This is a genomic window from Roseinatronobacter sp. (assembly GCF_051859525.1).
GTDB lineage: Bacteria > Pseudomonadota > Alphaproteobacteria > Rhodobacterales > Rhodobacteraceae > Roseinatronobacter.
Window position 1 is genome coordinate 158252 of the sequence record NZ_JBHYFM010000001.1, and the last position, 24743, is coordinate 182994.

Here is a 24743-nt window from a genome sequence, read left to right on the forward strand (position 1 = left end):
TATTTTTAGCAAGATGAAGCCAGAAGGTCGTTCAGCCGCAATTCGGCAATGCGTTCGACCTGCTGGCAGGCGGTGGCGAATTCGGTTGCGGTGTCCTGCTGAATGCGTGTCTGGAAGGCTGCAAGAATCGACGCCTTGGTATTGTCACGCACGGCGATGATGAAGGGAAAGCCGTGTTTTTCGACATAGGCGGTGTTCAGCGTCTGGAATGTTTCGCGTTCGTGATCTGTCAGGGCGTCCAGCCCCGCGCTGGTTTGTTCCTGCGTTGATTCGGCCGTCAGGCGTTTGGCGGCGGCCAGTTTTCCGGCAAGATCGGGATGGGCGCGCAGGACCTGCAGGCGTTCGTCATCGCCTGCCGCGCGAAAAGCGCGCGCGAAGGCATTGGCAAGGCCGGTCGCGGTGTCATGGGCAGGCCCCAGTTCCAACGCATGGGCACGTTCGGCAACCCAGGGTGAATGTTCATAAATGCCGCCAAACCGCGCCACGAAATCCGCGCGGCCCAGCATGCTGGGACGGGTCCTGCGCGTGTGCGGGTGCGCCGCCGCCCAGTGTTGCGCAATATCCATGCGCCGCGCGAACCACACGCCCTGATGCGCCTGCACATGATCCAGAAACCGCATAAGCCCTGCAATCTTGCCCGGCCGCCCGATCAGGCGGCAATGCAGTCCGATGGACAGCATCTTGGGCGCGCCGGACTCCCCTTCGGCATACAGGACATCGAAGGCGTCCTTCAGATAGGATTCAAAATCACTGCCCGTCACCCAGCCCGGTGCTGTGGCAAAGCGCATGTCATTGGCTTCCAGCGTGTAGGGCAGGATAAGCTGGTCGTGGTCCCCGAATTCCATCCAATGCGGCAAATCATCATCATAGGTGTCTGAAATCCAGTCGAACTGTCCTGTTTCCGCCGCCAGCCGCACCGTGTTGACCGAACAACGCCCCGTATACCAGCCGCGCGGCGGGGTGCCGACTGTTTCGGTATGCAGGCGGATCGCGTCCTCGATGGCGGCACGTTCCTGATCTTCGGGCATGTCGCGGTGCTCGACCCATTTCAGGCCATGGCTGGCAATTTCCCAATCAGCCGCCTTCATGGCCGCCACTTGTTCGGGGTTGCGCGCAAGGGCAGTGGCCACGCCATATATCGTGACGGGCAGGCCGCGCGCGGTGAACAGCCGGTGCAGCCGCCAGAAACCGGCGCGCGCGCCGTAATCATAGATTGATTCCATGTTCCAGTGCCGTTGCCCCTGCCATGGTGCAGCACCCGGAATGTCGGACAAGAACCCCTCGGACGCGGCATCGCCATGCAGCAGGCAATTCTCGCCGCCCTCCTCGTAATTCAGGACCAGAGAGATTGCTATTCTCGCCCCGTCCGGCCACGCGGCATTCGGGGGGGTTGCACCATATCCGGTCAGGTTGCGGGGATAGCGTTGCACTGTGGCCTCCGATTATCAGACGAGTATTGTGATAAAACAAGATTACCACTTCCGCTTTCAGTCATTTTTTGAAAGACCTGAAATGCAGCGTCAAGGCAAGAGGCTGGCGCGCAACTGCGCTGGTGGTCTAGGCTTGTCGCTATCTTTGCTCAAAACGGAGACACGCAATGTCCGGTTTTCTGACCACCCATGTTCTGGATACGGCCCGCGGACTGCCCGCGCAGGGCTTGCAGATCACGCTTTTCAGGCTGGAAGGGGCATCGCGTTTGGAACTGGCGCGCATGCACACGAATGCGGACGGGCGCACCGACAGCCCGATTTTGCCAAAGACCGAATTTGGCGCTGGCCGGTATGAGCTGGTTTTTGCAGCAGGCGCGTATTTGCGCGCGACCGGACAGGCAGGGGGCGAGCCGCTGTTTCTGGACGAAATCCCCATTCGTTTCGGGATCAACGATGCGCAAAGCCATTATCATGTGCCGCTGTTACTGTCGCCATACGGGTTTTCGACATATCGCGGCAGTTAAGCGCCCAAATTCCGTCAGAATGATTGGTTAATTCGTGGCGGGATGACGCGACACGGGGTGCAGCCATATGGAATCCATAGCCTTTTCTAACGATATAACACTGCGCTTGCTGATGTTGGGTGGCGCTTATTTTGTTGGTATCAATCTGTTGGCTGTGTTCCTGTTCTGGATGGACAAGCGCCGCGCCCAAAGCGGGGACTGGCGTATACCGGAACGGCAGTTGCTGGGCGTGATGTTCTGGGGTGGTTCGATTGGGGGGCTGTGGGCGCGGCGCGCGCTGCGCCATAAGACACGCAAGGAACCGTTTTGCACCCATCTTCAGGGTATCGTGTCGTTTCAGATTGTTCTTGTCTGTGCGCTCGTTGTGTTGTGGACACAACCGGAGCTTGCCAGTTGGACGGGCAAGCAGGTCGTCACGCTTTTGCACACATTGCGTGCCAGTATTTGACAGCCTCAAGCTGCGGTCATGACCGCTAATTCAGCCCTGATCTTGCCTGCGATGAAATCGGTGAATAACGACACTTTGGGGTCGCGCAGGCGTTTGTGGGGGGTCAGTGCCGCCAGCGTAACAGGCAGGGGCGGCGTTGCTTCGGCGACCGGCACCAAGGCGCCGCTGCGCAGGTGGTCCGCAACCTCGAAGATTGGCTTGAGGACAATACCATGCCCGTCCAGCGCCCAGCCTGTCAGAACATCGCCGTCATCCGATTCAAACGGCCCGCTTATCTTGAACCGTTGGGGGCCGCTGGGTGTTTGCAATGTCCACTGGAATTCCAGCGCGCCCGGAAATCGCAAGTTCAGGCAATCATGCCGCTGCGACAGCAGTTCCGCACCGTCCACGGGCATGCCACGTTTTGCAATATAGGCGGGTGCAGCACACAGAATGCGCGGGCACTCGGCTATGACACGCATTTTCAGGGCAGAATCTTCCAGCGGACCAAGGTGGAAGGCAAGATCCAGCCCCTCGGCCGTCACATCGATACCCCTGTCGGAAAGGCGCAGGCGCAGCTCTATTTCAGGGTTCTCATCCTTGAAGGCAGGCACATGGGGCGCGATCAACCGCCGGCCAATGCCAAGGGGGGCGGCGACAAACAAGGTTCCGCGGGGTTGCGCGGTGGCGTGGGTCAGGGTGGCCTCTGCCTCGGCGATCGCATCAAGAATTTTCAGCGCGCCGTCATAAAACAGCATGCCGTTCGATGTGGGTTTCAATGTCCGCGTCGTACGATTGAACAGCCGCACGCCCAGGTGCTTCTCCAATTCGCCGATGCGCGCCGAGGCGACCGCCGGTGACGTGCGCTGGTCGCGGGCCGCAGCAGACATGCTGCCTAATTCATAGACACGCACAAACATCTTGATGTTGTTGATATAGGCCATTGGTATTTTCAGGCTGCGTTTGAAAGTGTTCGTGGTTTTATTGGGTTAACAGAAAGCCACAGGGCGGTATAGCCTGTGCAACACCAGATAACCGGAGGGCAAGAGATGCTGGAACTGGCTGTCATCGGCGCATGGGCGGAATTTGCGGTGCGCTGGCTGCATGTGATTACGGCAATTGCCTGGATCGGGTCCAGTTTCTATTTCATCGCGCTTGATCTGGGTTTGCGCAAATCGCCGGACTTGCCCGCAGGCGCCTATGGCGAGGAATGGCAGGTCCATGGTGGCGGGTTCTATCACATCCAGAAATATCTGGTGGCGCCGGACCGCTTGCCCGACCATCTGATCTGGCACAAATGGCAAAGCTATGTGACATGGCTGTCGGGCTTCGCATTGCTGGCGCTGGTGTATTACGTCGGGGCTGAATTCTACCTGATTGATGCCAATGTCATGGATCTGGCCGTCTGGCAGGCAATCGCAATCTCCATAGCCTCGCTTGCCGTTGGCTGGGTTATCTATGACCTGTTGTGCAAATCCCGCCTGGGCGACAATAACGACCGCCTGATGGCGCTTCTGTTCGTGCTTCTGGTCATCATGGCATGGGGCTATACGCAGGTCTTTACGGGCCGCGCGGCCTTGCTGCATCTGGGGGCGTTTACCGCCACGATCATGAGTGCGAATGTCTTCATGATCATCATCCCCAACCAGAAAATCGTCGTCGCCGATCTGCGCGCGGGCCGGACGCCGGACGCCAAATATGGCCGGATCGCCAAGCAGCGCTCCACCCATAACAACTATCTGACGTTGCCGGTCATTTTCCTGATGCTGTCAAATCATTATCCGCTGGCTTTCGCATCCGAGTATAACTGGCTGATTGCAGGGCTGGTGTTCCTGATGGGGGTAACGATCCGGCATTTCTTCAACACCATGCATATGGGCGGCGGCTATAAATGGTGGACATGGGCGGCAACCACTGTGTTGTTCCTTGCAATCATCTGGCTGTCGACATTGGGCCAGCCCGGTGACGACGACCCCTCATTGGCCGGCCTGCCTCCTGCGGCGGCGCGCTTTGCCGATGATCCGCATTTTGATGATATATACTGGACGGTCGTTGGTCATTGCTCGATGTGCCATGCGCAGGATCCGGTTTGGCCGGGCTTGTATTGGGCACCAAAAGGGGTCGTGCTTGAAACCGAAGCACAAGTCGCGCGTGCCGCGCAAAGCATTTACCTGCAATCAGGGATAAGCCATGCCATGCCACCCGGAAACACAGTGCTTATGGATGCGACCGCACGCAATCAGATTGCACAGTGGTATCGCCGTGCCAGCGGGTCATAATACGATCTTCATCTTGCCAAAAATACTCTGGGGGACGGCGTCGCAGACGGCGGGGGGCAAAGCCCCCTTGTTTCAGAATGCGTTAACGCCCGCCGGGGACCGGCGGGCGTTTCCTGTTGGTCAGGCGCAACCGAAGCGGAGCGGCATTCAGCCGATCGCGGCTTGTCTGATCTCGTCATCAATGAAGGGCACGTATTGCGCGAAATTCTCGGCAAACATTGCCACCAGTTTGGCGGCTTGCGCGTCATAGGCCGCCGCGTCTTCCCATGTCCGGCGCGGGTCCAGCAGCACATCGGCAACGCCTGGCACGGACACAGGCACATCAAAACCGAAATTGGGGTCGCGTCTGAATTCCGCTGTGCTTAATGATCCGTCCAGTGCCGCACTCAGAAGGGCGCGTGTTGCCTTGATCGGCATGCGTGAACCCGTGCCATAGGCCCCGCCCGTCCAGCCGGTGTTGACCAGCCAGCATTCCGACCCGAAGCGTGCGATTTTTTCTTGCAGCAACTTACCATAAACTTCGGGCCTGCGCGGCATGAATGGCGCACCGAAACAGGTCGAGAATGTGGGTTGTGGCTCTGTCACGCCTTGCTCGGTCCCCGCCACCTTGGAGGTGAAGCCCGACAGGAAGTGATACATGGCCTGCGCCGGTGTCAGCCGTGCAATCGGGGGCAGCACGCCGAATGCGTCGCAGGTCAGCATGATGATGTTTTTCGGCACCCCGCCCAGTGATGTTTCCGAAGCGTTTGAAATCGCGTCCAGCGGATAGGCGACACGGGTATTTGCCGTCAGGCTGTCATCGGTGAAATCCAGTTCCAGAGTGTCGGGGTCAAAGACCATGTTTTCCACGACACTGGCAAAGCGGTGCGTGGTCGCATAGATCTCGGGTTCTGCTTCGGCGTCCAGATTGATGGTTTTGGCGTAGCATCCGCCCTCGAAATTGAAGATGCCTTGCTCGGACCAGCCATGCTCGTCATCGCCGATCAGAATACGCGAAGGGTCTGCCGACAGGGTGGTTTTGCCTGTGCCCGACAGCCCGAAGAAAACCGCTGCGTCATCAGGGTCGTCAATGCCGTGATTGGCCGAGCAATGCATCGGCATGATGCCTTTTTCCGGCAGCAGGTAGTTCAGCAATGTGAACACGGATTTCTTGTTTTCGCCCGCATAGGCCGTGTTCGCAATCAGGATCAGCTTCCGGTCGAAGTTCAGTGCGATCACGGTTTCGGACCGGCAGCCGTGGCGCGCAGGGTCCGCCTTGAAGCTGGGGCAGTTGATGATGGTGAATTCAGGGATGAACTGTTCCAGTTCCGACGCCTCGGGACGGCGCAGCATGTGGCGAATGAACAGCCCGTGCCATGCCAGTTCGGTGACAACGCGAACATCCAGCCGGTGCGTCGGGTCCGCGCCGCCATACAGGTCTTGTACGAACAGTTCACGCCCTTTGATATGCGCCAGCATGTCGTCATACAGCCGGTCGAACGCATCGGACGCCATGGGGGCGTTATTGTCCCACCAGATCGTGTTTTCGACCGATGGTGTGCGGACCACGAACTTGTCCTTGGGCGAACGGCCGGTATGCGTACCGGTCGAGGCCAGCAGCGCCCCGCCCAAGCCGATCTTGCCTTCATTGCGCTTTACCGCTGCTTCCACAAGTGCTGGTTCAAGCAGGTTGTAATATACGGCAGACGCGCCTGTAATGCCTTGATCTTCCAAGCGTTTGTTTGGGTTGACGCGGAAATTTTTCATTATGCCTGCTCCGTCTGGCGCTAGAACAATTCGGGTCAAGGCCGGTCATGACCGACAAGGGGACAACGACACCGCAGTTGCGGAAGCCGCCATGAGGGTTGCTATAACACCGGCAATACGGCGATTGATAGGCGTGTTTGGCGCAGTTAGCGCAACCATCCATGCGTTAGCGCAATATTAATACCGAGAGGGGATGAATGTGTTGCGAATTAGCACAATCCGGGACGAATCGCATACTTGCCAGCCATGCCTGACAAGTATTTTATTGCGTCTCACCTTCGTCTGGGTGAATATGTGGCAAAAATAAGGCAGCCGCGCCACGTACAGCAGTGAAAAGGACAGGCACATGTCGAGAATCGCACTTGTCGATGATGATCGGAATATTCTGACATCCGTTTCGATATGTCTGGAAGCCGAAGGCTTCGAGGTTGAAACCTATAATGACGGTCAATCCGCGCTGGAGGCGTTCAACAGGAAACTGCCCGATATGGCTGTTCTGGACATGAAGATGCCGCGCATGGACGGGATGGAGCTGTTGCAGCGGTTGCGCCAGAAAACGCAGATGCCGATCATCTTCCTGACCTCCAAGGATGACGAGATTGATGAGGTGCTGGGGCTGCGCATGGGCGCGGACGACTATGTCAAAAAGCCCTTTTCCCAGCGGTTGCTGGTGGAACGCATCCGCGCCTTGCTGCGGCGCAAACAGGCGATTGAAAGCGGCGAGGAAGGCGGCGAGGAAGCCAAGACCATCGTGCGCGGGAATCTGGAAATGGACCCGCTGCGCCATTCCGTGAAGTGGAAAGGCAAGGATGTCACGCTGACGGTGACGGAATTCCTGTTGCTTCAGGCCTTGGCGCAACGGCCCGGTGTGGTGAAGTCGCGCGACCAGCTAATGGATGTGGCCTATGATGATCAGGTCTATGTCGATGACCGGACGATTGACAGCCATATCAAACGCTTGCGCAAGAAAATGCGCAGCGTCGATGAAGAGTTTTCATCGATAGAAACCCTCTACGGAATTGGGTACAAGTATAACGAAGCCTGATAAAACAGGGGTAGCCCTTTTGGTGCTGCAACAGGTGCTGGTGTGAAAACAGAGGTTACAGCGTCCAGAGCTGACGTTGTTCTTGGTGATGACTGGGTTGGCCCAGGTGACGCCGTCGAATCCGAGGTGCGTGCAACCCGTGCAAAACGCGGGTTTCTTAGTATTTCCAGTTCTCCGCTTGCGCGCAAGATTGTGTTGTTCAATCTTGTTGCATTGGTCATTCTAGTCGTCAGCGTCTTGTTTACAAACCCGTTTCGCGACAGCTTGTTGCGCCAGCAGGAACAGACATTGCGCCAGACTGCCCAAATTGTCGCTGACATCGTGGCGGCTGCGGGCGGGATCGACGCATCAAAAGATGTGCTTGCCCGTCGCCTGACGCTGGATGAACGCTTTGCGATTGTCCTTGTTGCGCAAGATGGCACTGTCGCCGCGCAGTTGAACGGCGTGGCCCGCCCCGATGAGGAGGTGCTGCCCGAACGAACCACCCTGATCAGCGATATGCTGACGCGGATCTGGTCGGGCATGACCTATGTAACAGGTGCAAGGCTGGTCGAACAGCGCGCGCCGGATTTCGCTGATATTGCGCAGGAACTGTTCGTTCAGAACCAGCAGGGGTTGCGCGACAGTTATACCCATCGCGGTGCCAGTGATGATATGTGGATCGCGGCAAGCGCGCCGGTGCTAAGTAATGATGTGTTCACGGGGGCCGTCATCTTGCGGCGTGATGCGCGCGATACTGCCGCGCTGATGCGCCATGACCGTGAACAGGTCTTGCAGTTCTTCCTGATCGCGCTTCTGGTTTCCATTGGCCTGAGTTTCGTGCTCGCCTCGACAATCGCGAACCCGCTGGCTGATCTGGCAATGGCGGCGGAACTTGGCAAACGTCGTGACGGTCGGCGCACACATGCAGGGCGGGTGCGCATTCCCGACCTGACAGGGCGGCCCGATGAAATCGGGGATCTGTCGCGCGCAATGCGCGGGATGGTCAGTGCGCTTTATGACCGGGTCGAGGCGAATGAGCAGTTTGCGGCTGATGTCGCGCATGAAATCAAGAATCCGCTGGCGTCGCTTCGCTCGGCGGTCGGGTCATTGCGCATGGCCAAGCGCGAAGATCAGATCCAGCGTTTGCTGGACGTGATCGAACATGATGTGCGCAGGCTGGACAGGCTGGTGTCGGACACGTCGAATGCATCCCGACTGGACGCAGAACTGGTCAAGGAAGAAGAAGAAGAATTCGACCTGATCAATTTGCTGAACAACCTGTGCGAGCATCTGAGTCAGGAAGCCCAGACCAAAGGTGTGGAATTTATCAAGCTATTGCCGCCTGATCCCATTCTTGTCACCGGACTGGAGGGGCGGCTTGCGCAAGTATTCGTCAATCTGATTACGAATGCGATTTCATTTTGCGAAGACGGCGACGCGGTGCGGATATGGGCGCGCAAGCGCAATGAACGTGTGTTGATCGTGGTCGAGGATACTGGCCCCGGGATTCCCGAAAATGCGCTGCAAAAGGTATTCAAGCGGTTCTATTCCGAACGTCCGGTCAAACAGTTCGGCAACCATTCCGGCCTTGGGCTGGCGATATCGAAACAGATTGTCGAGGCCCATCAGGGCGTCATCTGGGCAGAGAATATCCGCCTGCCCGATGCGCCTGCGGGCAGCGCCCCCCTTGGCGCGCGCTTTGTTGTGGGGTTGCCGGTGTGACCGGCGGGGGGGACACCCTGCTGCATGCCAGCACAGTGGCGTTCGAAACCCCCGGAGGATGGCATGCGCTGGTTCTGAAAGGTCGCTCGCGCGCGGGAAAGTCGGAACTGGCGCTTGAACTTATGGCGATTGGCGCGCGGCTGGTCGCCGATGACCAAACTCGCATCATGCGCGATGGCACGACCCTTCTGGCAGATGCGCCAGCCCCCATTCGGGGTGTGATTGAAATGCGCGGTATAGGCTTGCTTGGCGCGGCCCCGTTATCGAGGGTCCGCGTCTCGGTGCTGGTGGATCTGGACCAGACCGAGGGCGCGCGTCTGCCCGATGCGCGGTCGACCCGCATTCTGGGACTGGATGTTCCGACATTACACAAGGTCGAGAGTAGGGCTTTCGCTGCCGCTTTGCGGCAATATGTTCTTGGGCAATCCTGGATCAGTCCACATGCAACGGGGTGATGACACAACAAAGGGCAAAAGTGATGTCTAGCTTTCCGCCAGATACCGAGCGATTGATCCTGATAACGGGGCCGGCGGGGTCTGGGCGCAGCACGGCCCTGAAGGCATTGGAAGATGTCGGCTTCGAGGCGATTGACAACATGCCGTCGTCACTGGTGCCACGTCTGGTGAAGTCACCTTTGCGGGCCCCGCTGGCGTTGGGAATTGACACCCGCAACCGCGACTTTTCCATGAATGCCATTCTGGCATTGGTGGAAATGCTGGCTGGATTGCCAAGCCTTGATTTTGAACTGGTGTATCTGGATTGTTCTGATGAAACGCTGAACCGGCGCTTTTCAGAAACACGCCGGCGCCACCCGTTGCGTCCGGATGCGCCGGTCAGTGAAGGGATTGCGCTGGAACAGCGTTTGCTGGCCCCCTTGCGCCAGCGTGCGGATGTGCTGGTCGAGACAAGTTCCATGACGCCGCATGATCTGCGTGCGCAGATGCACGATTTGTTTGACCGCAACGGGCAGGGCAGGATGCATGTGCAAGTGCAGTCCTTCTCGTTCAAGCGGGGCTTGCCGACGTCGGTGGATATGGTCTTTGACTGTCGCTTTCTGAACAATCCGCATTGGGAAATAGACTTGCGAGCGTTTGACGGGCGGGATACGCGCGTTGCGGAATTCGTGGCGCGCGATCCGCGGTTCGGCGCATTTTTCGGGCGTGTTCGTGACCTGGTTGAAAGTTTGCTGCCAGAGTTCGCGCAAGAGGGGAAATCCCATCTGACAATCGCATTCGGCTGCACGGGCGGGCGTCACAGATCAGTTGCAACTGCAGAAAAACTGGCCGAGGCTCTTGCGCAGACAATGTGGCGGGTGTCTATACGTCATAGAGAATTGGAACGTGTTTCGGCAGAACTGCCGAAAACTGGCAAAGATGAGTAAGGTTCGGGCGTGATCGGAATCGTGATCGTCGCACATGGGGGACTTGCACGCGAGTACCTTGCGGCAATTGAACATGTGATCGGCAAGCAAAGCGGCATTCGGGCCATCGCGATCGAATATGATCATGACCGCGATGCCAAGAAGCTTGAGATTCTGAACGCTGCTGCCGCAGTAGATGCCGGGCAGGGCGTCATTGTCGTGACTGACATGTTTGGCGGTTCGCCCTCGAACCTGTCGCTGCCTGCATGCGCATCGCCCAACCGCCGGATTTTATATGGCGCGAATTTGCCCATGTTGATCAAACTTGCGAAATCCCGCGACATGCCCATGCAGGATGCAACGACTGCCGCACTGGATGCTGGCAGAAAATACATTAATTCGTTGGAAATCGGTGGCCAGGGGCAGGGCGTATAAGCCGCAATCGGGCAAAAACAAGGAAATACCTGACACGATGGTTGAACTGGAATTGGAGATCATCAACGAAAAAGGCCTGCATGCAAGGGCATCGGCCAAGTTCGTTGAAGTTGTGGAACGTCATGATGCCACTGCCGAGGTCAGCAAGGACGGGATGAGTGTGCCGGGCGATTCCATCATGGGTTTGCTGATGCTGGCTGCATCGCGCGGCACATCTATCCTTGTTCGTACAAGTGGATCGCAGGCTCAGGATCTTGCAGATGCGCTGCGCGCCCTTGTTCTGGACCGTTTCGGCGAAGGTATGTAGCCCTTCATCGTTCCGAAAAAATTAAGCCGGGCAATTTCTGAATGCCCGGCTTGTTTTCGTATTATTCTACCGACTCTTGTGCGTCTTGCTGGTCAAAGCGCGGTTCGCGTGGCGGGCGGCCCACAACATCGCGCAGTTCATCCAGTTCGATGAAGTTGTCAGCCTGCCGCCGCAGTTCATCCGCAATCATCGGCGGGTGGCTGCGGATTGTCGAGACAACCGAGACCCGCACGCCCTGACGTTGCAGGCTTTCGACCAGCGGACGAAAATCGCCATCACCGGAAAACAGAACCGCATGATCCAGACGCGGCGCAAGTTCCATGGCATCCACCGCCAGTTCGATATCCATGTTGCCTTTAACTTTGCGGCGACCCATGGAGTCGGTGTATTCTTTCGCGGCCTTCGTCACCATGCTGTAACCGTTATAGTTCAGCCAGTCCACCAGCGGGCGAATGGGCGAGTATTCGTCATTTTCAAGCAGGGCGGTGTAGTAGAAGGCACGCAACAATTTACCGCGGCGCATGAATTCCTGACGAAGCAGTTTGTAGTCGATGTCAAACCCAAGTGCCTTGCCGGCCGCATACAGGTTTGATCCGTCTATGAAGAGCGCCAAGCGCTCATCTTTGTAAAACATGGTTTTACCTTTTTTAGTTTTAACCTATCACACCATGACTTCGTGGAATACGTATGACGGCTATGCCAAATAAAAAGCAGTCCATTAAGGACCATACATGCATGTTAAATATCGCAAACACACCTAAGTTCAATCCGATCCTGATTGCGTTGGGGTCCAACCTGGCGGGGCATTCGGATAGTCCGGCTACCCAACTGGATAGTGCTATCGAAGAAATTTCAATGAATTCAATACGTGTCGTCGCGCGAAGCCGGTTTTTCCGCACGCCCTGCTTTCCGGCGGGGGCAGGGCCTGATTTCATTAATAGCGCGATTGTGTGCGACTGTGAACTTCCCGCCCATGCAATTCTGACGATCTTGCACAAAATCGAACAGGATGCTGGGCGCACGCGTCATGCGCGCTGGCAGGCGCGTGTCCTTGATCTTGACTTGCTGGCAATGGGGGATTGTGTCTTGCCGGATATGCCCACCTACAGCCATTGGGCGGGGTTGTCGCTGGAACGTCAGATGCGTGAAGTGCCGCCCGAACTTATCTTGCCACATCCCCGCATGCAGGACCGTGCATTTGTTCTGCATCCGCTTATGGACATTGCGCCTGATTGGGTTCATCCTGTCACAGGTCAAACTGTCCGGTCCATGCATGCGGCGCTTGATCCGCAGGAATTGGCAAAAATCACACCGATTTCCAGCTAGAACGCATGGAATTGTGACCTGCTGGCGCTTGCGCTGGGATGATTCGCGCAGTATGCAGCAGGTTCTGGCCCACCTATGTCTGAATTGGAGTCTGCCTATGGCCCGCGTAACAGTAGAAGATTGCGTTGATAAAGTTCCCAACCGCTTCGAACTGGTCGCCCTTGCTGCACATCGTGCGCGTGAAATCGCGGCCGGTGCGCCAATTACGGTGGACCGTGACAATGACAAAAACCCTGTCGTGTCCTTGCGTGAAATCGCGGATGAAACACAGTCGGCAGATGAATTGCGCGAGCGGCTGATCGAAAGCCTGCAAACGCAGATCGAGGTTGACCTGCCGGAAGATGATAACATGGCCCTGCTTATGGGGCGCGCAGAACAGGACAAGCCTGAAGAAGACAGCATGAGCGAAGAGCAAATGTTGCGCGCGCTGATGGAAGCGCAAGGTCAGGCTGGCTAAGTCTTATCCGGCCAACTGGCGCAGCGCCGCCAGTATGGTCAATATGAAATGTTAGGTTTCTCGGGGAAGGTTCTACGCGCGTGATCACATTCGCTGATCTGATCGCATTGGTGCGCAATTATAACCCCAAAACGGATGAGGATCTTATTCGTCGCGCCTGGGAGTATGGCGAGGCGATGCATGAAGGGCAGTTCCGCCATTCGGGAGAGCCGTATTTCACGCATCCGGTCGCCGTTGCGGCGCTGCTGACAGAAATGCGCCTTGATGATGCAACAATCATCACGGCACTTCTGCACGACACGATCGAGGACACCAAATCAACCTATTCCGAGGTTGCGCAAATATTCGGTGAAGAAATTGCCGAACTGGTCGATGGTGTGACCAAGCTGACCAACCTGCAAATTTCGTCATCCGAAGCGAAGCAGGCCGAGAATATTCGCAAGCTGCTGATTGCCATGTCGCGGGATTTGCGCGTCATCTTGGTGAAGCTTGCCGACCGTTTGCATAATATGCGCACAATCCGGTCGATGAAGGCCGAAAAGCAGGCGCAGAAAGCCCGCGAAACCATGGATATCTATGCGCCGCTTGCGGGGCGTATGGGTATGCAATGGATGCGCGAGGAACTGGAAGATCTTGCGTTTCGTGTCCTGAACCCTGAAGCGCGAAATTCCATCCTGCGCCGCTTTATCACTTTGCAGCGCGAAGCGGGGGATGTGCTGCACCGCATCAGCGGCGATATTCGCACCGAACTTGAACGTTCGGGTATTGATGCTGTGGTGTTCGGGCGCGCCAAGAAGCCCTATTCGATCTGGCGCAAGATGCAGGAAAAGGAACTGGCCTTTTCGCGTCTGTCCGATATTTACGGCTTCCGCATCATCACCAACACAGTTGAGGAATGTTATACCATTCTGGGGCTTATGCATGGCCGCTGGCGTGCGGTTCCGGGGCGGTTCAAGGATTACATCAGCCAGCCGAAATCAAACGGCTACCGGTCCATTCATACCACCGTGTCCGGCCGTGACGGCAAGCGCGTGGAAATCCAGATACGCACCCGCGAAATGCACGAGGTCGCAGAAGCGGGCGTTGCGGCGCATTGGGCCTATCGCGATGGCCAGCGCAGTGTGAACCCTTTTGCTGTTGATCCTGCGAAATGGATTGCGACCCTGACCGAAGGGCTTGAATCAGAAGAAGATCACGATGCGTTTCTTGAGCATGTGAAGCTGGAAATGTATTCCGATCAGGCGTTCTGTTTCACGCCGAAAGGGGATGTGATCCAGTTGCCGCGTGGCGCAACACCGCTGGACTTTGCGTATGCAATTCACACGCGTATCGGCAATAGCTGCGTTTCCGCGAAGGTGGACGGGTTGCGCGTGCCCCTGTGGACGCGGCTGCGCAACGGGCAATCGGTTGAAATTATCACCGCCGAGGGGCAGCGCCCGCAGGCCAGCTGGATCGATATTGCCGCCACGGGCCGCGCCAAGGCCGCCATTCGCCGGTCGTTGCGCGATGAGGACCGCGCAAGGTTCATGCGCCTTGGTGCCGAATTGCTGCGCGCCGCCTTCGAGAATGCGGGCCGCGAGATGAGCAATAAGGCACTTGCGACCGCGGCCAAGATCATGGGCATATCAGACGCGGCAGAGTTGCGCGCGCGTGTGGGTGCCGCCGAGATCAGTGCGCGCCGGGTTGTGGGCGTCCTGTATCCTGACGGGGTGTCCGACACGCCGCAGGTGGATGCATCGCGCCCCGTCCTTGGCTTGAATGCGGACCAGTCCTTCCGCCGCGCGGCCTGCTGCCAGCCCCTGCCGGGTGAACGGATTGTGGGCATCACCTACCGCGGCAAGGGGGTTGTGGCCCATGCCATGGATTGTGACGCCCTTGCCGAATTCGAGGACCAGCCGGATCGCTGGATCGATCTGCGTTGGCAAGATGGCACGCATCCGCCAGTCTATGCCGTCACGCTGGACCTGACGATTTCAAATGACTCTGGCGTGTTGGGGCGCGTATGCAGCTTGATTGGCGAGCATAAGGCGAATATCTCGGATTTGCGCTTTGTGGACCGGAAGCCGGATTTCTATCGTTTGATGGTCGAAGCGGAAATACGCGGTGTCTCGCATCTGCATGAGGTGATGACCGCCCTTGAAGCTGAAACATCGGTGGCGCGAATTATCCGCACGCGCGACCCGTCCCTGCGCCCATGACTGGCCTGTTCGGGTCAGGTTTAATGAAGGTCTGCCCTTGGTGTTCAAACGACGCAATCCAAGAAACTTTCGCCAGCGCTTGGTGAATTTCTTTATCCCCGGCGGGGGATGGGGCCGGTCGGCAAGCTATGTCATGCATCGGTTGCGCAGGTTGCCCGACAGCCCGGAACGGATTGCACGGGGAATCGCGGCGGGGGTGGCCGTCAGTTGTACACCCCTGTTCGGAATGCATTTTGTTGCGTCTGCGCTTGTGGCGTGGGCGTTGCGCGGCAATATTTTCGCGTCGCTGCTGGCGACCTTCTTTGGAAACCCGTTCACATTTCCGGTGATTGCCGTGTCCGCTCTGGAATTGGGCAGCTTCCTTCTGGGGGTGGAAAACACATTGAAAGGCAAACATGCCATCCGTGCGTTTGGGGCCGTGTGGCAGGAATTGTGGCGCAACAGCATTTCGGTGTTCACGTCCGAACCCGTAAGCTGGCAGAACATGGCGCATTTCGGCTGGGATGTTTTTGCCCCCTATATGCTGGGCGGCACATTGATCGGAATTGTATGCGGCGTGCCTGCATATTTCCTGTCGCTTCCGCTTATCAGGGCCTATCGCAAGCGCAGAATGAAGAAGATACAGGAACGGTTTGAACAGGCCCGGAAAAATGATCCCGCACGGTGATTACAGCGCTGGGTCATTGAGTTTGGTGTTTTGTCCGCTATTGTGTGTGCTCAGCGCGAGTGCACAGAATTCCCGGGGATCAGAATGAACGGACGAACAGATCATCCTTTGCGACTTGGTTTGAATATTGATCATGTGGCGACCTTGCGCAATGCGCGCGGCGGGGCCGACCCTGATCCTGCGCGCGCGGCCCGACTGGCACAGCAGGCGGGTGCCGACGGGATAACCTTGCATCTGCGCGAGGATCGCCGCCACATTCTGGATGCCGATCTGTCCGCCGTGATGGAGGCGGTGACACTGCCCATCAATCTGGAAATGGCCGCAACCGAGGAGATGCAGCGCATCGCACTTCGGCACAGGCCGCATGCGGTTTGCCTTGTTCCAGAACGACGCGAGGAACGCACGACCGAAGGTGGCCTTGAAGTGGCGGGGGATGACAACCGCTTGCGCGACTATATCACGCCGCTGCGCGAGGCGGGCGCAAGGGTGTCGCTGTTCATCGCCCCGGATGAGGCGCAGGTCGAGGCGGCGGCCCGTGTTGGCGCGCAGGTTGTCGAATTGCATGTGGGCGCATATGCAGAACATTACGCGGCGGGGGATGACGCTGCGCGCAATGCCGAACTGCGCAAACTTTTTGCCGCTGCGGCCCTGGCCGATGAACTGGGGTTGGAAGTGCATGCCGGACACGGCCTGAATTTCGACAATGTCGGGCCAATTGCGGCAATCCCCGAAGTGGTCGAGCTGAATATCGGCCATTTCCTGATAGGCGAGGCCGTGTTCATTGGGCTTGATGCCGCGATCCGTGAAATGCGCCGGAAAATGCTTCTGGCGCGGATGTAGCGGCCCATGATTCTGGGTGTCGGGACCGACCTTGCAAATATTGACCGCATCGCCGGAACCTTGCAGCGTTTCGGGGACCGGTTCCGCAACCGTGTGTTCACCCCGCAGGAACTGGCCCGTGCCCAACGCCGTGGCGATGACGTTGCGACCTATGCCAAACGCTGGGCCGCCAAAGAAGCGTGTTCCAAGGCATTGGGAACGGGGCTTGCCATGGGCATTTCATGGCGTGATATGTGGGTCACCAACCTGAAGGGCGGCCAGCCCGTGATGCATGTGTCAGGCTGGGCGGCCAGCCGTCTGGCAAACATGACCCCTGCCGGACACGAAGCGGTCATTCATGTCAGCCTGACTGATGACCATCCTTGGGCGTCCGCCTTCGTTGTCATAGAAGCACGCCCCTTATCTGATGCGTAAGGGACGCGGTTTTGTCCGGTGCCGGCTGAAATAGATCACTCCAGCGCCGCGATGAAGCGGGCACGCGCTTCGGGCAGTCGCAGGCCAACGGCATGGGCAAGCCAGTGGTTCAGGAAATACCCGCTGATTGTCAGGGCCTGTGTCAGGTCGCGCGCGTCCAACGCGCTGCCATTCAGTAACGCCGCAGGCAAAGGCAGCAGCCTTGGGGCATATTCCCCAGCCCCTTCAATGGTGACGGCGCGCCCTGTGCGCGGGCTGACATAGGCCAGACCCTGCTGCGCGCCTGTGACCGCGCAGCGATCCAGATCAAGGCCGAAGCCGGTTTCCTCTAGCAGTTGCAATTCCCAAAGCGCATAGGCGTGCAGCCAGCCGGGCTGGCCCAATGCGTCCAGAAGCGCCACCGTCGCGGAATACAGCACCGGATAGGGCGCGCGTTCGGGCAGTGCGAACCGGCACAATGCACAGACAGATCCAAGCGCAAGCAATGCCAGACGGTCATGCAGAATATGTGCGGCGCGCGGCTGCAGCAGTTCCACAGTGAAATTGCCCATCTGGTCCTCCAGTCTTGCGCGCCAGTGCACATCAAGCTGGGCCCCCGGTTGCAGCACCGGCGCCATCTTGCGCGATGCCCCGCCGCGCACTGCGCCCGCATGACGGCCATGCAGGGCGGTGAACACCTCGGTCAGGGCGGTTGCCTCGCCATGCTTGCGGACAGATAACAATATGCCTTGATCTCGCCAATCCATGGTGCCAAGCCTTGCCCCGCTGGTGTAAGTTCAGCAAGTGGAATTCGCGGCAGGACATCCGCATTCCCGCGATTTTACCGGCACCCAATGCAGGAGTCATCAGTTTGGCCATAGACCCGAAATATCGCATCATTGCAGGGCTGATCGGGGCGCTGGCCTTGGTGGCGCTGGTGGCGCATATCGCACAGCGCAGCGGCCGTTCCGGTCTGGTGTCGGCCTTGTGGTGGTCGAGGGGGTATTTCACCATTCTGACCGCGGTTCTGACGGCCGCGACCTTCCTGCTTATCGCTTGGACGGGGCGGCGTTTGCCATATGGCTGGATGGGCATGCTGACCATGTCGATGATTATGGTTGCAGTGGTTTATCATGTCATGCTGGCCCATCTGTTCAACCCGCAGGGGCTGCGCGGTTGGACCAATCAGGTTTTTCACACGCTTCTGCCAGCGGCAGTTCTGTGGTTCTGGCTTATGGAAGTCACGCGCCACGACCCGCGCACGCCCGCGCGCCCGCTGACATGGATTTTCTGGCCGCTAGGCTATGGCATCTATGTACTTTTGCGTGGGGCTTTCACAGGGTGGTACCCGTATCCGTTCCTGAATGTCGCGCGCTTGGGGTGGGAAGGGGTGTTGCCCAACCTTGCCGGACTTCTGGCGGGTTTTCTGGCCCTAGCGTATCTTATGGATTATTTGGGGCAACGCATGCCGTTGCGCAATCAGCGAGACGCCAGATAAGCGGCGCATCCGGCAAGTGCCGCATAGTCATCCTCGACCATGGCAACGGGAAAACGCTGCACCAATGTGGACATGCGCCCCATATCGGTAAAGGCAGATTCGAAGCCGAACCGGTCCAGCCATGGGGTGAAGGCCCGCGCCACACCGCCGATCAGGTAGATACCGGCATAGGGCAGGGTGACCAATGCCAAACTGGCGACTGTCTGGCCCAGAAGCCGCACATAATGCCGCCCGACTGTTTGCGCCAATGTGCAGCCTTCATTCATGGCAGCGATAATCTGCGCGGCATCCTTGCCACCCGCAAGGCCCGTTTGTTCCGCATGGAAGCTGTATAGGCGTTCCAGCCCCGCACCAGCCAGCACATCCTCGACCGAGGCGATCCCGCGTCGCGCAATAAGCCAGTCCGCAAGTCTGTAATCGTCCTGTCCGCGCAACGGCAGGTGGATATGTCCAGATTCCGAGGCAGGCACGACGAAATGTCCCGCCCCGTCCGGAAAAACAGGCGCGGCATTGACGCCGGTGCCAAGCCCGATAACCAATCGTGTCTGCCCCTGAGGCTGCCCGCGCCGGATCGTGCGCAGGTGGTTTTCCGGCACGCCTGCAACCGCATGCCCTTGTGCCTGCAGGTCATTAAGGAAATGAACCCGCGCAATACCATTCTCACGGCCAATGTCGCGCGCATCTGCCGTCCAGCCCAGATTCGTCATTTCTGCCTGATCGCCCTGAACGATTCCGGCCAGTGCAAAAGCGGCCTTTTCCGGCTTCGCATCCGTGCGCGACAGGAATTGCGTGACGATATCCCCCAACCCGCAATATTCTGCATTCCGGAAGCGCGTTGTCGTATCTGCAATCAAATCGCCGCCGCGTGCAAGCGCCATGCGGGTATTGGTGCCCCCGATATCTGCGACCAGAACAAGTGGCGCGTGTTTTGTGTCAGGTGTTGAACTCATGTATTCGCCTTTGTCAGGTCAAGCTGGCGCGGTCGCATGCGTGATAGGACGCTTCTGGCAGGCGCTGCAAGACATAAAGCCCTGATGCAACCTGTCGCAACATGGCCGGTTGTCATGTTTTAGCAATGTGAACCAAGTGCCGATTGCGCGCATTCATGCGCGAAAGCGTCCATTTCCTTTTGTGTATCGGGCAAGCGGGGGTGGTGAAGTGATCATCATCGTGGGGCGGCACCTGTGCTTTCGCCAACGATAAGTGTGGTTTCCATCAGGCATGTTTCCGGTGGCTGGTCCGGTGAATTGATCTGTTGAAGCAGCATTTCGGCAGCTTTTCGGCCCGCCTCGCGCACAGATGACCGCGTTGCGGTGAAAAGCGGCACATCATTGCCGTTTGGCAAATATGACAGGTCATCGTCATGTGTAATCACCGATACATCGCGCCCCAGACGTATATTCTGGTCGACCAATGCCCGCCGCAGGCCATAGGCAACAAGCATGGATGACGACAAAAAGGCCGTAGGCGGATCGGGCAGGCGCATGAGTTCGACCGCAGCTTTGTGGCCGAAGACCTCGGTCATTTCGGACTGTCGCATCAGGGCGGGGTCATGGGGGACGCCGGCATCCTGAAGCGCTTGCAGATATCCCGCACGGCGGCGCATGGCAAAATCCATGTTCTCAAGGCCGTTGATCAGCGCAATCCTGCGATGGCCCAGTTGCAACAGAAACTCTGTCGCGCGCCGGAATGACCGCTTGTTGTTGATATCGAGCCACGAATACGGCGCGATGATCCCGCTGGAGCGGCCATGCACGACAAAGGGAACGCGTAGTTGGGTCAGAAGTGCGATGCGCGGGTCATTCAGCTTGGGGCCGTGAACGATCATGCCATCGACAGCCCCGCGCGCGATCATGTTGCGATACGCCTGTTCCTCATCCGCGTCGGGGACCATGCTAAGCACCATTTCATAGCCTTCGCGCGAATAGGTTTCGCCAGCGCCCGCAATGAAATCGGCGAAAACAGGGTTCACAATTTCATGGCTGTCCGACAGCGGGATCACATGCCCTATGGCATGGGTGCGTCCGGTTGCAAGGCTTTTGGCGCGGGTGTTGGGGTGGTAATTCGCCCGCTCGGCCGCGTCGCAGACACGCTTGCGTGTCTTCGCGTTCACCTCCGGATAACCGTTAAGGGCACGAGAAACCGTTGTTGGCGACAGCTTCAGACTGGCCGCAAGTTCTTTCAGTGTTATGCCCATTGTTTAGTCAAACCGCATTGGATGTATCGATGTAGTATGCGCAAAAAACACCTGTTGAAAAGTGGAAATTAAGTCCGGGAATATGCTGCACTTGCGAAATACTCTAATAAAAAAAGGAGTATTGCGAACATAGACGATTGACTTGATACAGCGGATCGGCAAATGTCCGGATATCCAAAGCGTTTTGGAAAAATGATTCCAAACTGCTGGGATGCTGATCAGCACACGCTAAAAAATTGTGCATAACAGATCGTCAACCTTGGGAGGATGACAATGAAAACCAAATTTTACGCAGGCGTTGCAACGCTTGCCCTGCTGGCTGGTGGTGCGTCCGCGCAAAACCTGATCATTGAACCGGGAGCCGACGGGTTCAACTGGGACAGCTTCGAGGAATTCTCGGCAGCGCATGACTTCAGCGGCGAAACCGTTTCTGTGTCTGGTCCGTGGTTGCAGCCGGATGCGGGTATGCTGCGCAATGTTCTGGCCTATTTTGAAGAAGCCACGGGTGCGACCGTCAACTACTCCGGCTCTGACAGTTTCGAGCAGGATATCGTGATCGCGGTTCAGGCGAATTCCGCACCGAATATCGCCGTATTCCCGCAGCCCGGACTGGCATCGGACATGGCCGCAATCGGCGCACTGGCGCCGCTGGGTCAGGAAACTGCCGACTGGATGGTGGAAAACTACGCCGCCGGTCAGTCATGGGTTGATCTGGGCACATTCGCCAATCCCGAGGGCGAGCATGAAATGTTCGGCTTCTTCTACAAGGTCGATGTGAAATCGCTGGTCTGGTACAGCCCAGAACAGTTCGACGAAATGGGCTATGACATTCCCGAAACACTGGAAGACCTGAAAGCGCTGTCTGCGCAGATCGTCGAGGATGGTGGCACGCCGTGGTGCATCGGGCTTGGGTCCGGCGCTGCAACCGGCTGGCCCGCGACCGACTGGGTCGAGGACATGATGCTGCGCCTGCATGAACCGGAAGTCTATGACGGCTGGATCACCAATGACGTTGCGTTCAATGACCCGCGTGTGGTGGAAGCGATCGAGGCTTATGGCGAATTCGTGCGCACCGATGGCTGGGCGCAGGGTGGGCCGGAAGCGTCTGCAACCACCGATTTCCGCGACAGCCCTGCGGGATTGTTCCAGATTCCGCCAGCTTGCTACATGCACAAACAGGCGTCCTTCATTCCGTCCTTCTTCCCTGAAGGATCGGAATTTGGTATCGACTATGACTTCTTCTACTTCCCGGCATCCGGCGAAGGCGATCTGGGCGAACCTGTTCTGGGTGCGGGCACCCAATTTGCGATCACCAATGACAGCCCTGCAACACGTGGCTTGATCGAGTTTCTGAAAGCGCCCATTGCGCATGAAATCTGGATGGCGCAGTCAGGGTTCCTGACGCCGCATACCGGCGTAAATCTGGACACGTTCGGCGACGACTCGTTGCGCGCGATGAACGAAATCCTGCTGAATGCGACCACTTTCCGCTTTGACGCATCCGACGTGATGCCGGGCGAAATCGGCGCGGGCGCATTCTGGACCGGTATGGTTGATTACACCACCCAAGGTGACGCGCAAGCGGCAGCAGATGCGATCCAGCAGCGCTGGGACGCGATGCGCTAGGTGCAGTTTCGCGGGGCCGCGCATGCAGCGGCCCCGCAGTTTTGCAACTGCTTTTCTAAAGGCAAGCGCGGCTGACGGTGCGTGACAGGCTATCGGGCCTGAGCGTGTGGGCGTCAGTGAAGGGGGGAAGATGTCACCAGTCTTGCAAGGGATCTTGACAATCATCATCGGTGTCGGTGGGTGCGTCGGGTATTTTTATGCGTCCAATATGATACTGGACAAGGTCATATTCCCCGCACGCGGGCCGCAAGCGGGCCGCAACATTAACCGCGCCAACAAGGTGCGCCCGTGGCTGTTTCTGTTTCCCGCGATTTTCGCGTTGGGCCTGTATCTGGTCTATCCGGTTGTCGGGTCATTCTACAGGTCGCTGTTCGACCGTTCCGGCATGAATTTCATAGGGTTGGGGAATTACTTTGACCTTATGAACGAAGGGACGTTCCGCACCGCAGTGTTCAACAATTTGCTGTGGGTGCTGTTCGTGCCTGCAATGGCCACATTTCTGGGTTTGCTGGTCGCGCAGCTGACGGACCGCCTGTCCTGGGGGAATATCGCGAAATCGCTTATTTTCATGCCGATGGCGATTTCCTTTGTGGGCGCGTCGCTGATCTGGAAATTCGTGTATTCCGCAAATCCGGATATTGGCATCATCAATTCGTTGCGTGATTTCGTGGGTTTGTCGCCGGTTGACCCTGTTCAGGTGCCGTTCTGGAACAATTTTTTCCTGATGTTCATTCTGGTCTGGATCCAGACCGGTTTTGCCATGGTAATTCTGTCGGCCGCCCTGCGCGGCATTCCCGAAGAAACCATCGAGGCCGCGATTATTGACGGGGCGAACCCGTTTCAGGTGTTCTTTTCGATCAAGGTGCCCCAGATCATGGGCACGATTGTCGTTGTATGGACGACGATCACCATTCTGGTGCTGAAGGTGTTTGACATTGTCTACACCATGACAGGGGGGAATTTTGGCACCCATATCCTGCCCAGCTACATGATGACCTACATGTTCCGCGATGACGGGCGGGCAACGGCTGTTGCTTTCGTCATCATGATCCTCGTGCTGCCGGTGATGGTGTGGAACATCCGGCAAGCCAGAAAAGAAATGCGCTAGGGCACAAGGGGGACAGGATAATGGACAATATTGCTGGACAAAATCAGGGCGGCAAACTGGCAGTCAATATCACAGTGGTTATTCTGGTGCTGCTGTGGCTGTTGCCGACAATCGGTTTGTTTGTGTCATCGTTCCGGGATCGCGACCAGATTTCAAACTCTGGTTGGTGGCAGGCGCCCTTTTCGGTGGATCTGAATTTCCGGGCGCGTGTGGCGGCGGATGGTGCGCGCGAAGAAGGGGGCGTCTTCATACTGGAAGGCAATGTCTTTGATGACCCCGCGCTGGCCGCAAACTTCCCCGATGGTGACGGCGTTGTTGCGGCTTACGGCACGCGCGCGGTCGCGCCGGATGAATTTCCCGCCGGTCAGGTGTCGGAACTGCGCAGCGGCGGAACCGTGGTTGTGGAACGTGACGGACGCTACAGGGTCGAAAGCGCCGAAGAAATCGCGCGCGGCCCAACCCTGTATTTCGAGGCGCGCACGGCCCCGAAATTCACATTGGCCAATTACCGCACGGTTCTGTTCGCCGATGGTATGGACCGTGCATTCATCAATACGCTGACAGTCACCATTCCCGCAACGATCATCCCGATCCTGATTGCGGCTTTCGCGGCCTATGCGCTGGCATGGATGGATTTTCCGGGCAGGGGGCTGTTGATCGCGGCAGTGGTCGGGCTGCTGGTGGTGCCATTGCAACTGGCGTTGGTGCCATTGTTGAAACTGCACACTGACATTGGCATCGGGCAAAGTTTCTTTGGCATATGGTTGGCGCATACGGGCTTCGGCTTGCCGTTGGCGGTGTATCTGTTGCGAAACTACATGGTCGGCCTGCCGCGCGATATTATCGAATCCGCCAAGGTGGACGGTGCCACGGATTTCCAGATTTTCGTGCGGATCATCCTGCCGCTTAGTTTTCCCGCACTTGCATCCTTTGCAATCTTTCAGTTCCTGTGGACATGGAATGACCTGCTTGTGGCAAAAGTTTTCTTGCCATCGGGTGCAGAAAGTCAGGTCATGACAGTCAAGATTGCCGATGACCTGCTGGGGTCTCGTGGCGGGGACTGGGGTATTCTGGCGACGGCGGCGTTTGTGTCCATCGCGGTGCCGCTGCTCGTCTTTTTCACAATGCAACGCTATCTGGTGCGCGGTCTGCTGGCCGGCTCCGTCAAATAAGGAA

General features: G+C 57.7%; 26 protein-coding genes. 19 read left to right on the forward strand and 7 right to left on the reverse strand.

From position 1 onward, the window contains the following. Positions 1-5 precede the first annotated feature (5 nt). On the reverse strand, positions 6-1430 hold the full coding sequence (puuE, locus tag ACTIE1_RS00780) for an allantoinase PuuE (protein ID WP_439560281.1): 1425 nt from the start codon (positions 1428-1430) through the stop codon (positions 6-8). 167 nt (positions 1431-1597) lie between these two features. On the opposite strand from puuE, the gene uraH reads away from it, so the two are divergent. Next, positions 1598-1954 carry a hydroxyisourate hydrolase gene (gene uraH / locus ACTIE1_RS00785; protein WP_439560280.1) on the forward strand — a complete coding sequence of 119 codons (357 nt, stop codon included), beginning with the start codon at positions 1598-1600 and terminating at the stop codon, positions 1952-1954. A gap of 67 nt (positions 1955-2021) precedes the next feature. Then, complete coding sequence (locus tag ACTIE1_RS00790) at positions 2022-2402, forward strand: DUF1294 domain-containing protein (RefSeq protein WP_439560279.1); 381 nt, start codon at positions 2022-2024, stop codon at positions 2400-2402. A 5-nt stretch (positions 2403-2407) separates the two neighbouring features. Here the strand turns inward: ACTIE1_RS00790 and ACTIE1_RS00795 are convergent, their stop codons facing one another. Beyond that, positions 2408-3325 carry a LysR substrate-binding domain-containing protein gene (locus tag ACTIE1_RS00795; RefSeq protein ID WP_439560278.1) on the reverse strand — a complete coding sequence of 306 codons (918 nt, stop codon included), beginning with the start codon at positions 3323-3325 and terminating at the stop codon, positions 2408-2410. 105 nt (positions 3326-3430) lie between these two features. On the opposite strand from ACTIE1_RS00795, the gene ACTIE1_RS00800 reads away from it, so the two are divergent. Continuing rightward, positions 3431-4660 (forward strand): urate hydroxylase PuuD, encoded by a 1230-nt coding sequence (locus ACTIE1_RS00800; protein ID WP_439560277.1) that lies wholly within the window; start codon positions 3431-3433, stop codon positions 4658-4660. A gap of 147 nt (positions 4661-4807) precedes the next feature. On the opposite strand, the gene ACTIE1_RS00805 is transcribed toward ACTIE1_RS00800, so the two are convergent. Beyond that, positions 4808-6406, reverse strand: coding sequence for a phosphoenolpyruvate carboxykinase (locus ACTIE1_RS00805; RefSeq protein ID WP_439560276.1), 1599 nt, complete (start codon positions 6404-6406; stop codon positions 4808-4810). Between the two features lie 346 nt (positions 6407-6752). Between ACTIE1_RS00805 and ACTIE1_RS00810 the strand changes: the two genes are divergently transcribed. The 6 genes from ACTIE1_RS00810 to ACTIE1_RS00835 are packed head-to-tail and all read left to right on the forward strand — an operon-like array spanning position 6753 to position 11257. Next, positions 6753-7451 (forward strand): response regulator transcription factor, encoded by a 699-nt coding sequence (locus ACTIE1_RS00810; protein ID WP_439563222.1) that lies wholly within the window; start codon positions 6753-6755, stop codon positions 7449-7451. Positions 7452-7493: 42 nt separating this feature from the next. Further along, positions 7494-9155: a sensor histidine kinase gene (locus ACTIE1_RS00815; RefSeq protein ID WP_439560274.1), complete on the forward strand. Its 1662-nt coding sequence runs from the start codon at positions 7494-7496 to the stop codon at positions 9153-9155. Next, complete coding sequence (locus ACTIE1_RS00820; protein WP_439560273.1) at positions 9152-9610, forward strand: HPr kinase/phosphorylase; 459 nt, start codon at positions 9152-9154, stop codon at positions 9608-9610. Before ACTIE1_RS00815 ends, ACTIE1_RS00820 begins: the two co-directional genes overlap by 4 nt. 23 nt (positions 9611-9633) lie before the next feature. Then, the gene (rapZ, locus tag ACTIE1_RS00825; RefSeq protein ID WP_439560272.1) at positions 9634-10536 is read left to right on the forward strand and encodes an RNase adapter RapZ; all 903 of its coding nucleotides are present in this window, start codon (positions 9634-9636) and stop codon (positions 10534-10536) included. A 9-nt stretch (positions 10537-10545) separates the two neighbouring features. Further along, positions 10546-10950, forward strand: a complete 405-nt coding sequence (locus ACTIE1_RS00830) for a PTS sugar transporter subunit IIA (RefSeq protein ID WP_439560271.1) — start codon at positions 10546-10548, stop codon at positions 10948-10950. 37 nt (positions 10951-10987) lie between these two features. Beyond that, positions 10988-11257, forward strand: a complete 270-nt coding sequence (locus ACTIE1_RS00835) for an HPr family phosphocarrier protein (RefSeq protein WP_439560270.1) — start codon at positions 10988-10990, stop codon at positions 11255-11257. 61 nt (positions 11258-11318) lie between these two features. On the opposite strand, the gene ACTIE1_RS00840 is transcribed toward ACTIE1_RS00835, so the two are convergent. Further along, the gene (locus ACTIE1_RS00840; protein ID WP_439560269.1) at positions 11319-11891 is read right to left on the reverse strand and encodes a LabA-like NYN domain-containing protein; all 573 of its coding nucleotides are present in this window, start codon (positions 11889-11891) and stop codon (positions 11319-11321) included. 101 nt (positions 11892-11992) lie between these two features. Between ACTIE1_RS00840 and folK the strand changes: the two genes are divergently transcribed. From folK to acpS, 6 genes are all read left to right on the forward strand, one after another. Beyond that, positions 11993-12583 carry a 2-amino-4-hydroxy-6-hydroxymethyldihydropteridine diphosphokinase gene (gene folK / locus ACTIE1_RS00845; RefSeq protein ID WP_439563223.1) on the forward strand — a complete coding sequence of 197 codons (591 nt, stop codon included), beginning with the start codon at positions 11993-11995 and terminating at the stop codon, positions 12581-12583. Positions 12584-12680: 97 nt separating this feature from the next. Further along, entirely contained in the window at positions 12681-13040 is a 360-nt protein-coding gene (gene rpoZ / locus ACTIE1_RS00850) for a DNA-directed RNA polymerase subunit omega (protein ID WP_274350399.1), read from the forward strand. Positions 13041-13120: 80 nt separating this feature from the next. Further along, positions 13121-15238: a RelA/SpoT family protein gene (locus tag ACTIE1_RS00855; protein ID WP_439560267.1), complete on the forward strand. Its 2118-nt coding sequence runs from the start codon at positions 13121-13123 to the stop codon at positions 15236-15238. A gap of 40 nt (positions 15239-15278) precedes the next feature. Then, positions 15279-15905, forward strand: a complete 627-nt coding sequence (locus tag ACTIE1_RS00860) for a DUF2062 domain-containing protein (protein ID WP_439560266.1) — start codon at positions 15279-15281, stop codon at positions 15903-15905. Between the two features lie 84 nt (positions 15906-15989). Then, entirely contained in the window at positions 15990-16745 is a 756-nt protein-coding gene (locus ACTIE1_RS00865) for a pyridoxine 5'-phosphate synthase (RefSeq protein ID WP_439560265.1), read from the forward strand. Between the two features lie 6 nt (positions 16746-16751). Continuing rightward, the gene (gene acpS / locus ACTIE1_RS00870) at positions 16752-17159 is read left to right on the forward strand and encodes a holo-ACP synthase (RefSeq protein WP_439560264.1); all 408 of its coding nucleotides are present in this window, start codon (positions 16752-16754) and stop codon (positions 17157-17159) included. 35 nt (positions 17160-17194) lie between these two features. Here the strand turns inward: acpS and recO are convergent, their stop codons facing one another. Continuing rightward, entirely contained in the window at positions 17195-17905 is a 711-nt protein-coding gene (recO, locus tag ACTIE1_RS00875; RefSeq protein ID WP_439560263.1) for a DNA repair protein RecO, read from the reverse strand. A 104-nt stretch (positions 17906-18009) separates the two neighbouring features. Here recO and ACTIE1_RS00880 point away from each other — a divergent pair, with 104 nt between their 5' ends. Beyond that, on the forward strand, positions 18010-18636 hold the full coding sequence (locus ACTIE1_RS00880) for a Pr6Pr family membrane protein (RefSeq protein ID WP_439560262.1): 627 nt from the start codon (positions 18010-18012) through the stop codon (positions 18634-18636). Here ACTIE1_RS00880 and ACTIE1_RS00885 read toward each other — a convergent pair. Both ACTIE1_RS00885 and ACTIE1_RS00890 read right to left on the reverse strand, forming a co-directional pair. Beyond that, positions 18618-19586 carry an ROK family protein gene (locus ACTIE1_RS00885; protein WP_439560261.1) on the reverse strand — a complete coding sequence of 323 codons (969 nt, stop codon included), beginning with the start codon at positions 19584-19586 and terminating at the stop codon, positions 18618-18620. The two genes, ACTIE1_RS00880 and ACTIE1_RS00885, sit on opposite strands and share 19 nt — an antisense overlap. Before the next feature lie 215 nt (positions 19587-19801). Beyond that, positions 19802-20827, reverse strand: coding sequence for a LacI family DNA-binding transcriptional regulator (locus tag ACTIE1_RS00890; protein WP_439560561.1), 1026 nt, complete (start codon positions 20825-20827; stop codon positions 19802-19804). 279 nt (positions 20828-21106) lie between these two features. Between ACTIE1_RS00890 and ACTIE1_RS00895 the strand changes: the two genes are divergently transcribed. From ACTIE1_RS00895 to ACTIE1_RS00905, 3 genes are all read left to right on the forward strand, one after another. Continuing rightward, positions 21107-22459 (forward strand): ABC transporter substrate-binding protein, encoded by a 1353-nt coding sequence (locus ACTIE1_RS00895; RefSeq protein WP_439560260.1) that lies wholly within the window; start codon positions 21107-21109, stop codon positions 22457-22459. A 130-nt stretch (positions 22460-22589) separates the two neighbouring features. Next, positions 22590-23567: a carbohydrate ABC transporter permease gene (locus ACTIE1_RS00900; protein WP_439560259.1), complete on the forward strand. Its 978-nt coding sequence runs from the start codon at positions 22590-22592 to the stop codon at positions 23565-23567. A 20-nt stretch (positions 23568-23587) separates the two neighbouring features. Then, the gene (locus ACTIE1_RS00905; RefSeq protein WP_439560258.1) at positions 23588-24739 is read left to right on the forward strand and encodes a carbohydrate ABC transporter permease; all 1152 of its coding nucleotides are present in this window, start codon (positions 23588-23590) and stop codon (positions 24737-24739) included. Positions 24740-24743 lie beyond the last annotated feature (4 nt).

Bases quoted from the DNA above. Each gene is read 5' to 3' on its own strand.
- uraH (WP_439560280.1), top strand. From the start codon at position 1,598: ATGTCCGGTTTTCTGACCACCCATGTTCTGGATACGGCCCGCGGACTG.
- ACTIE1_RS00790 (WP_439560279.1), top strand. From the start codon at position 2,022: ATGGAATCCATAGCCTTTTCTAACGATATAACACTGCGCTTGCTGATG.
- ACTIE1_RS00795 (WP_439560278.1), bottom strand. From the start codon at position 3,325: ATGGCCTATATCAACAACATCAAGATGTTTGTGCGTGTCTATGAATTA.
- ACTIE1_RS00800 (WP_439560277.1), top strand. From the start codon at position 3,431: ATGCTGGAACTGGCTGTCATCGGCGCATGGGCGGAATTTGCGGTGCGC.
- ACTIE1_RS00805 (WP_439560276.1), bottom strand. From the start codon at position 6,406: ATGAAAAATTTCCGCGTCAACCCAAACAAACGCTTGGAAGATCAAGGC.
- ACTIE1_RS00810 (WP_439563222.1), top strand. From the start codon at position 6,753: ATGTCGAGAATCGCACTTGTCGATGATGATCGGAATATTCTGACATCC.
- rapZ (WP_439560272.1), top strand. From the start codon at position 9,634: ATGTCTAGCTTTCCGCCAGATACCGAGCGATTGATCCTGATAACGGGG.
- ACTIE1_RS00835 (WP_439560270.1), top strand. From the start codon at position 10,988: ATGGTTGAACTGGAATTGGAGATCATCAACGAAAAAGGCCTGCATGCA.
- ACTIE1_RS00840 (WP_439560269.1), bottom strand. From the start codon at position 11,891: ATGTTTTACAAAGATGAGCGCTTGGCGCTCTTCATAGACGGATCAAAC.
- folK (WP_439563223.1), top strand. From the start codon at position 11,993: ATGTTAAATATCGCAAACACACCTAAGTTCAATCCGATCCTGATTGCG.
- rpoZ (WP_274350399.1), top strand. From the start codon at position 12,681: ATGGCCCGCGTAACAGTAGAAGATTGCGTTGATAAAGTTCCCAACCGC.
- ACTIE1_RS00865 (WP_439560265.1), top strand. From the start codon at position 15,990: ATGAACGGACGAACAGATCATCCTTTGCGACTTGGTTTGAATATTGAT.
- acpS (WP_439560264.1), top strand. From the start codon at position 16,752: ATGATTCTGGGTGTCGGGACCGACCTTGCAAATATTGACCGCATCGCC.
- recO (WP_439560263.1), bottom strand. From the start codon at position 17,905: ATGGATTGGCGAGATCAAGGCATATTGTTATCTGTCCGCAAGCATGGC.
- ACTIE1_RS00885 (WP_439560261.1), bottom strand. From the start codon at position 19,586: ATGAGTTCAACACCTGACACAAAACACGCGCCACTTGTTCTGGTCGCA.
- ACTIE1_RS00895 (WP_439560260.1), top strand. From the start codon at position 21,107: ATGAAAACCAAATTTTACGCAGGCGTTGCAACGCTTGCCCTGCTGGCT.
- ACTIE1_RS00900 (WP_439560259.1), top strand. From the start codon at position 22,590: ATGTCACCAGTCTTGCAAGGGATCTTGACAATCATCATCGGTGTCGGT.
- ACTIE1_RS00905 (WP_439560258.1), top strand. From the start codon at position 23,588: ATGGACAATATTGCTGGACAAAATCAGGGCGGCAAACTGGCAGTCAAT.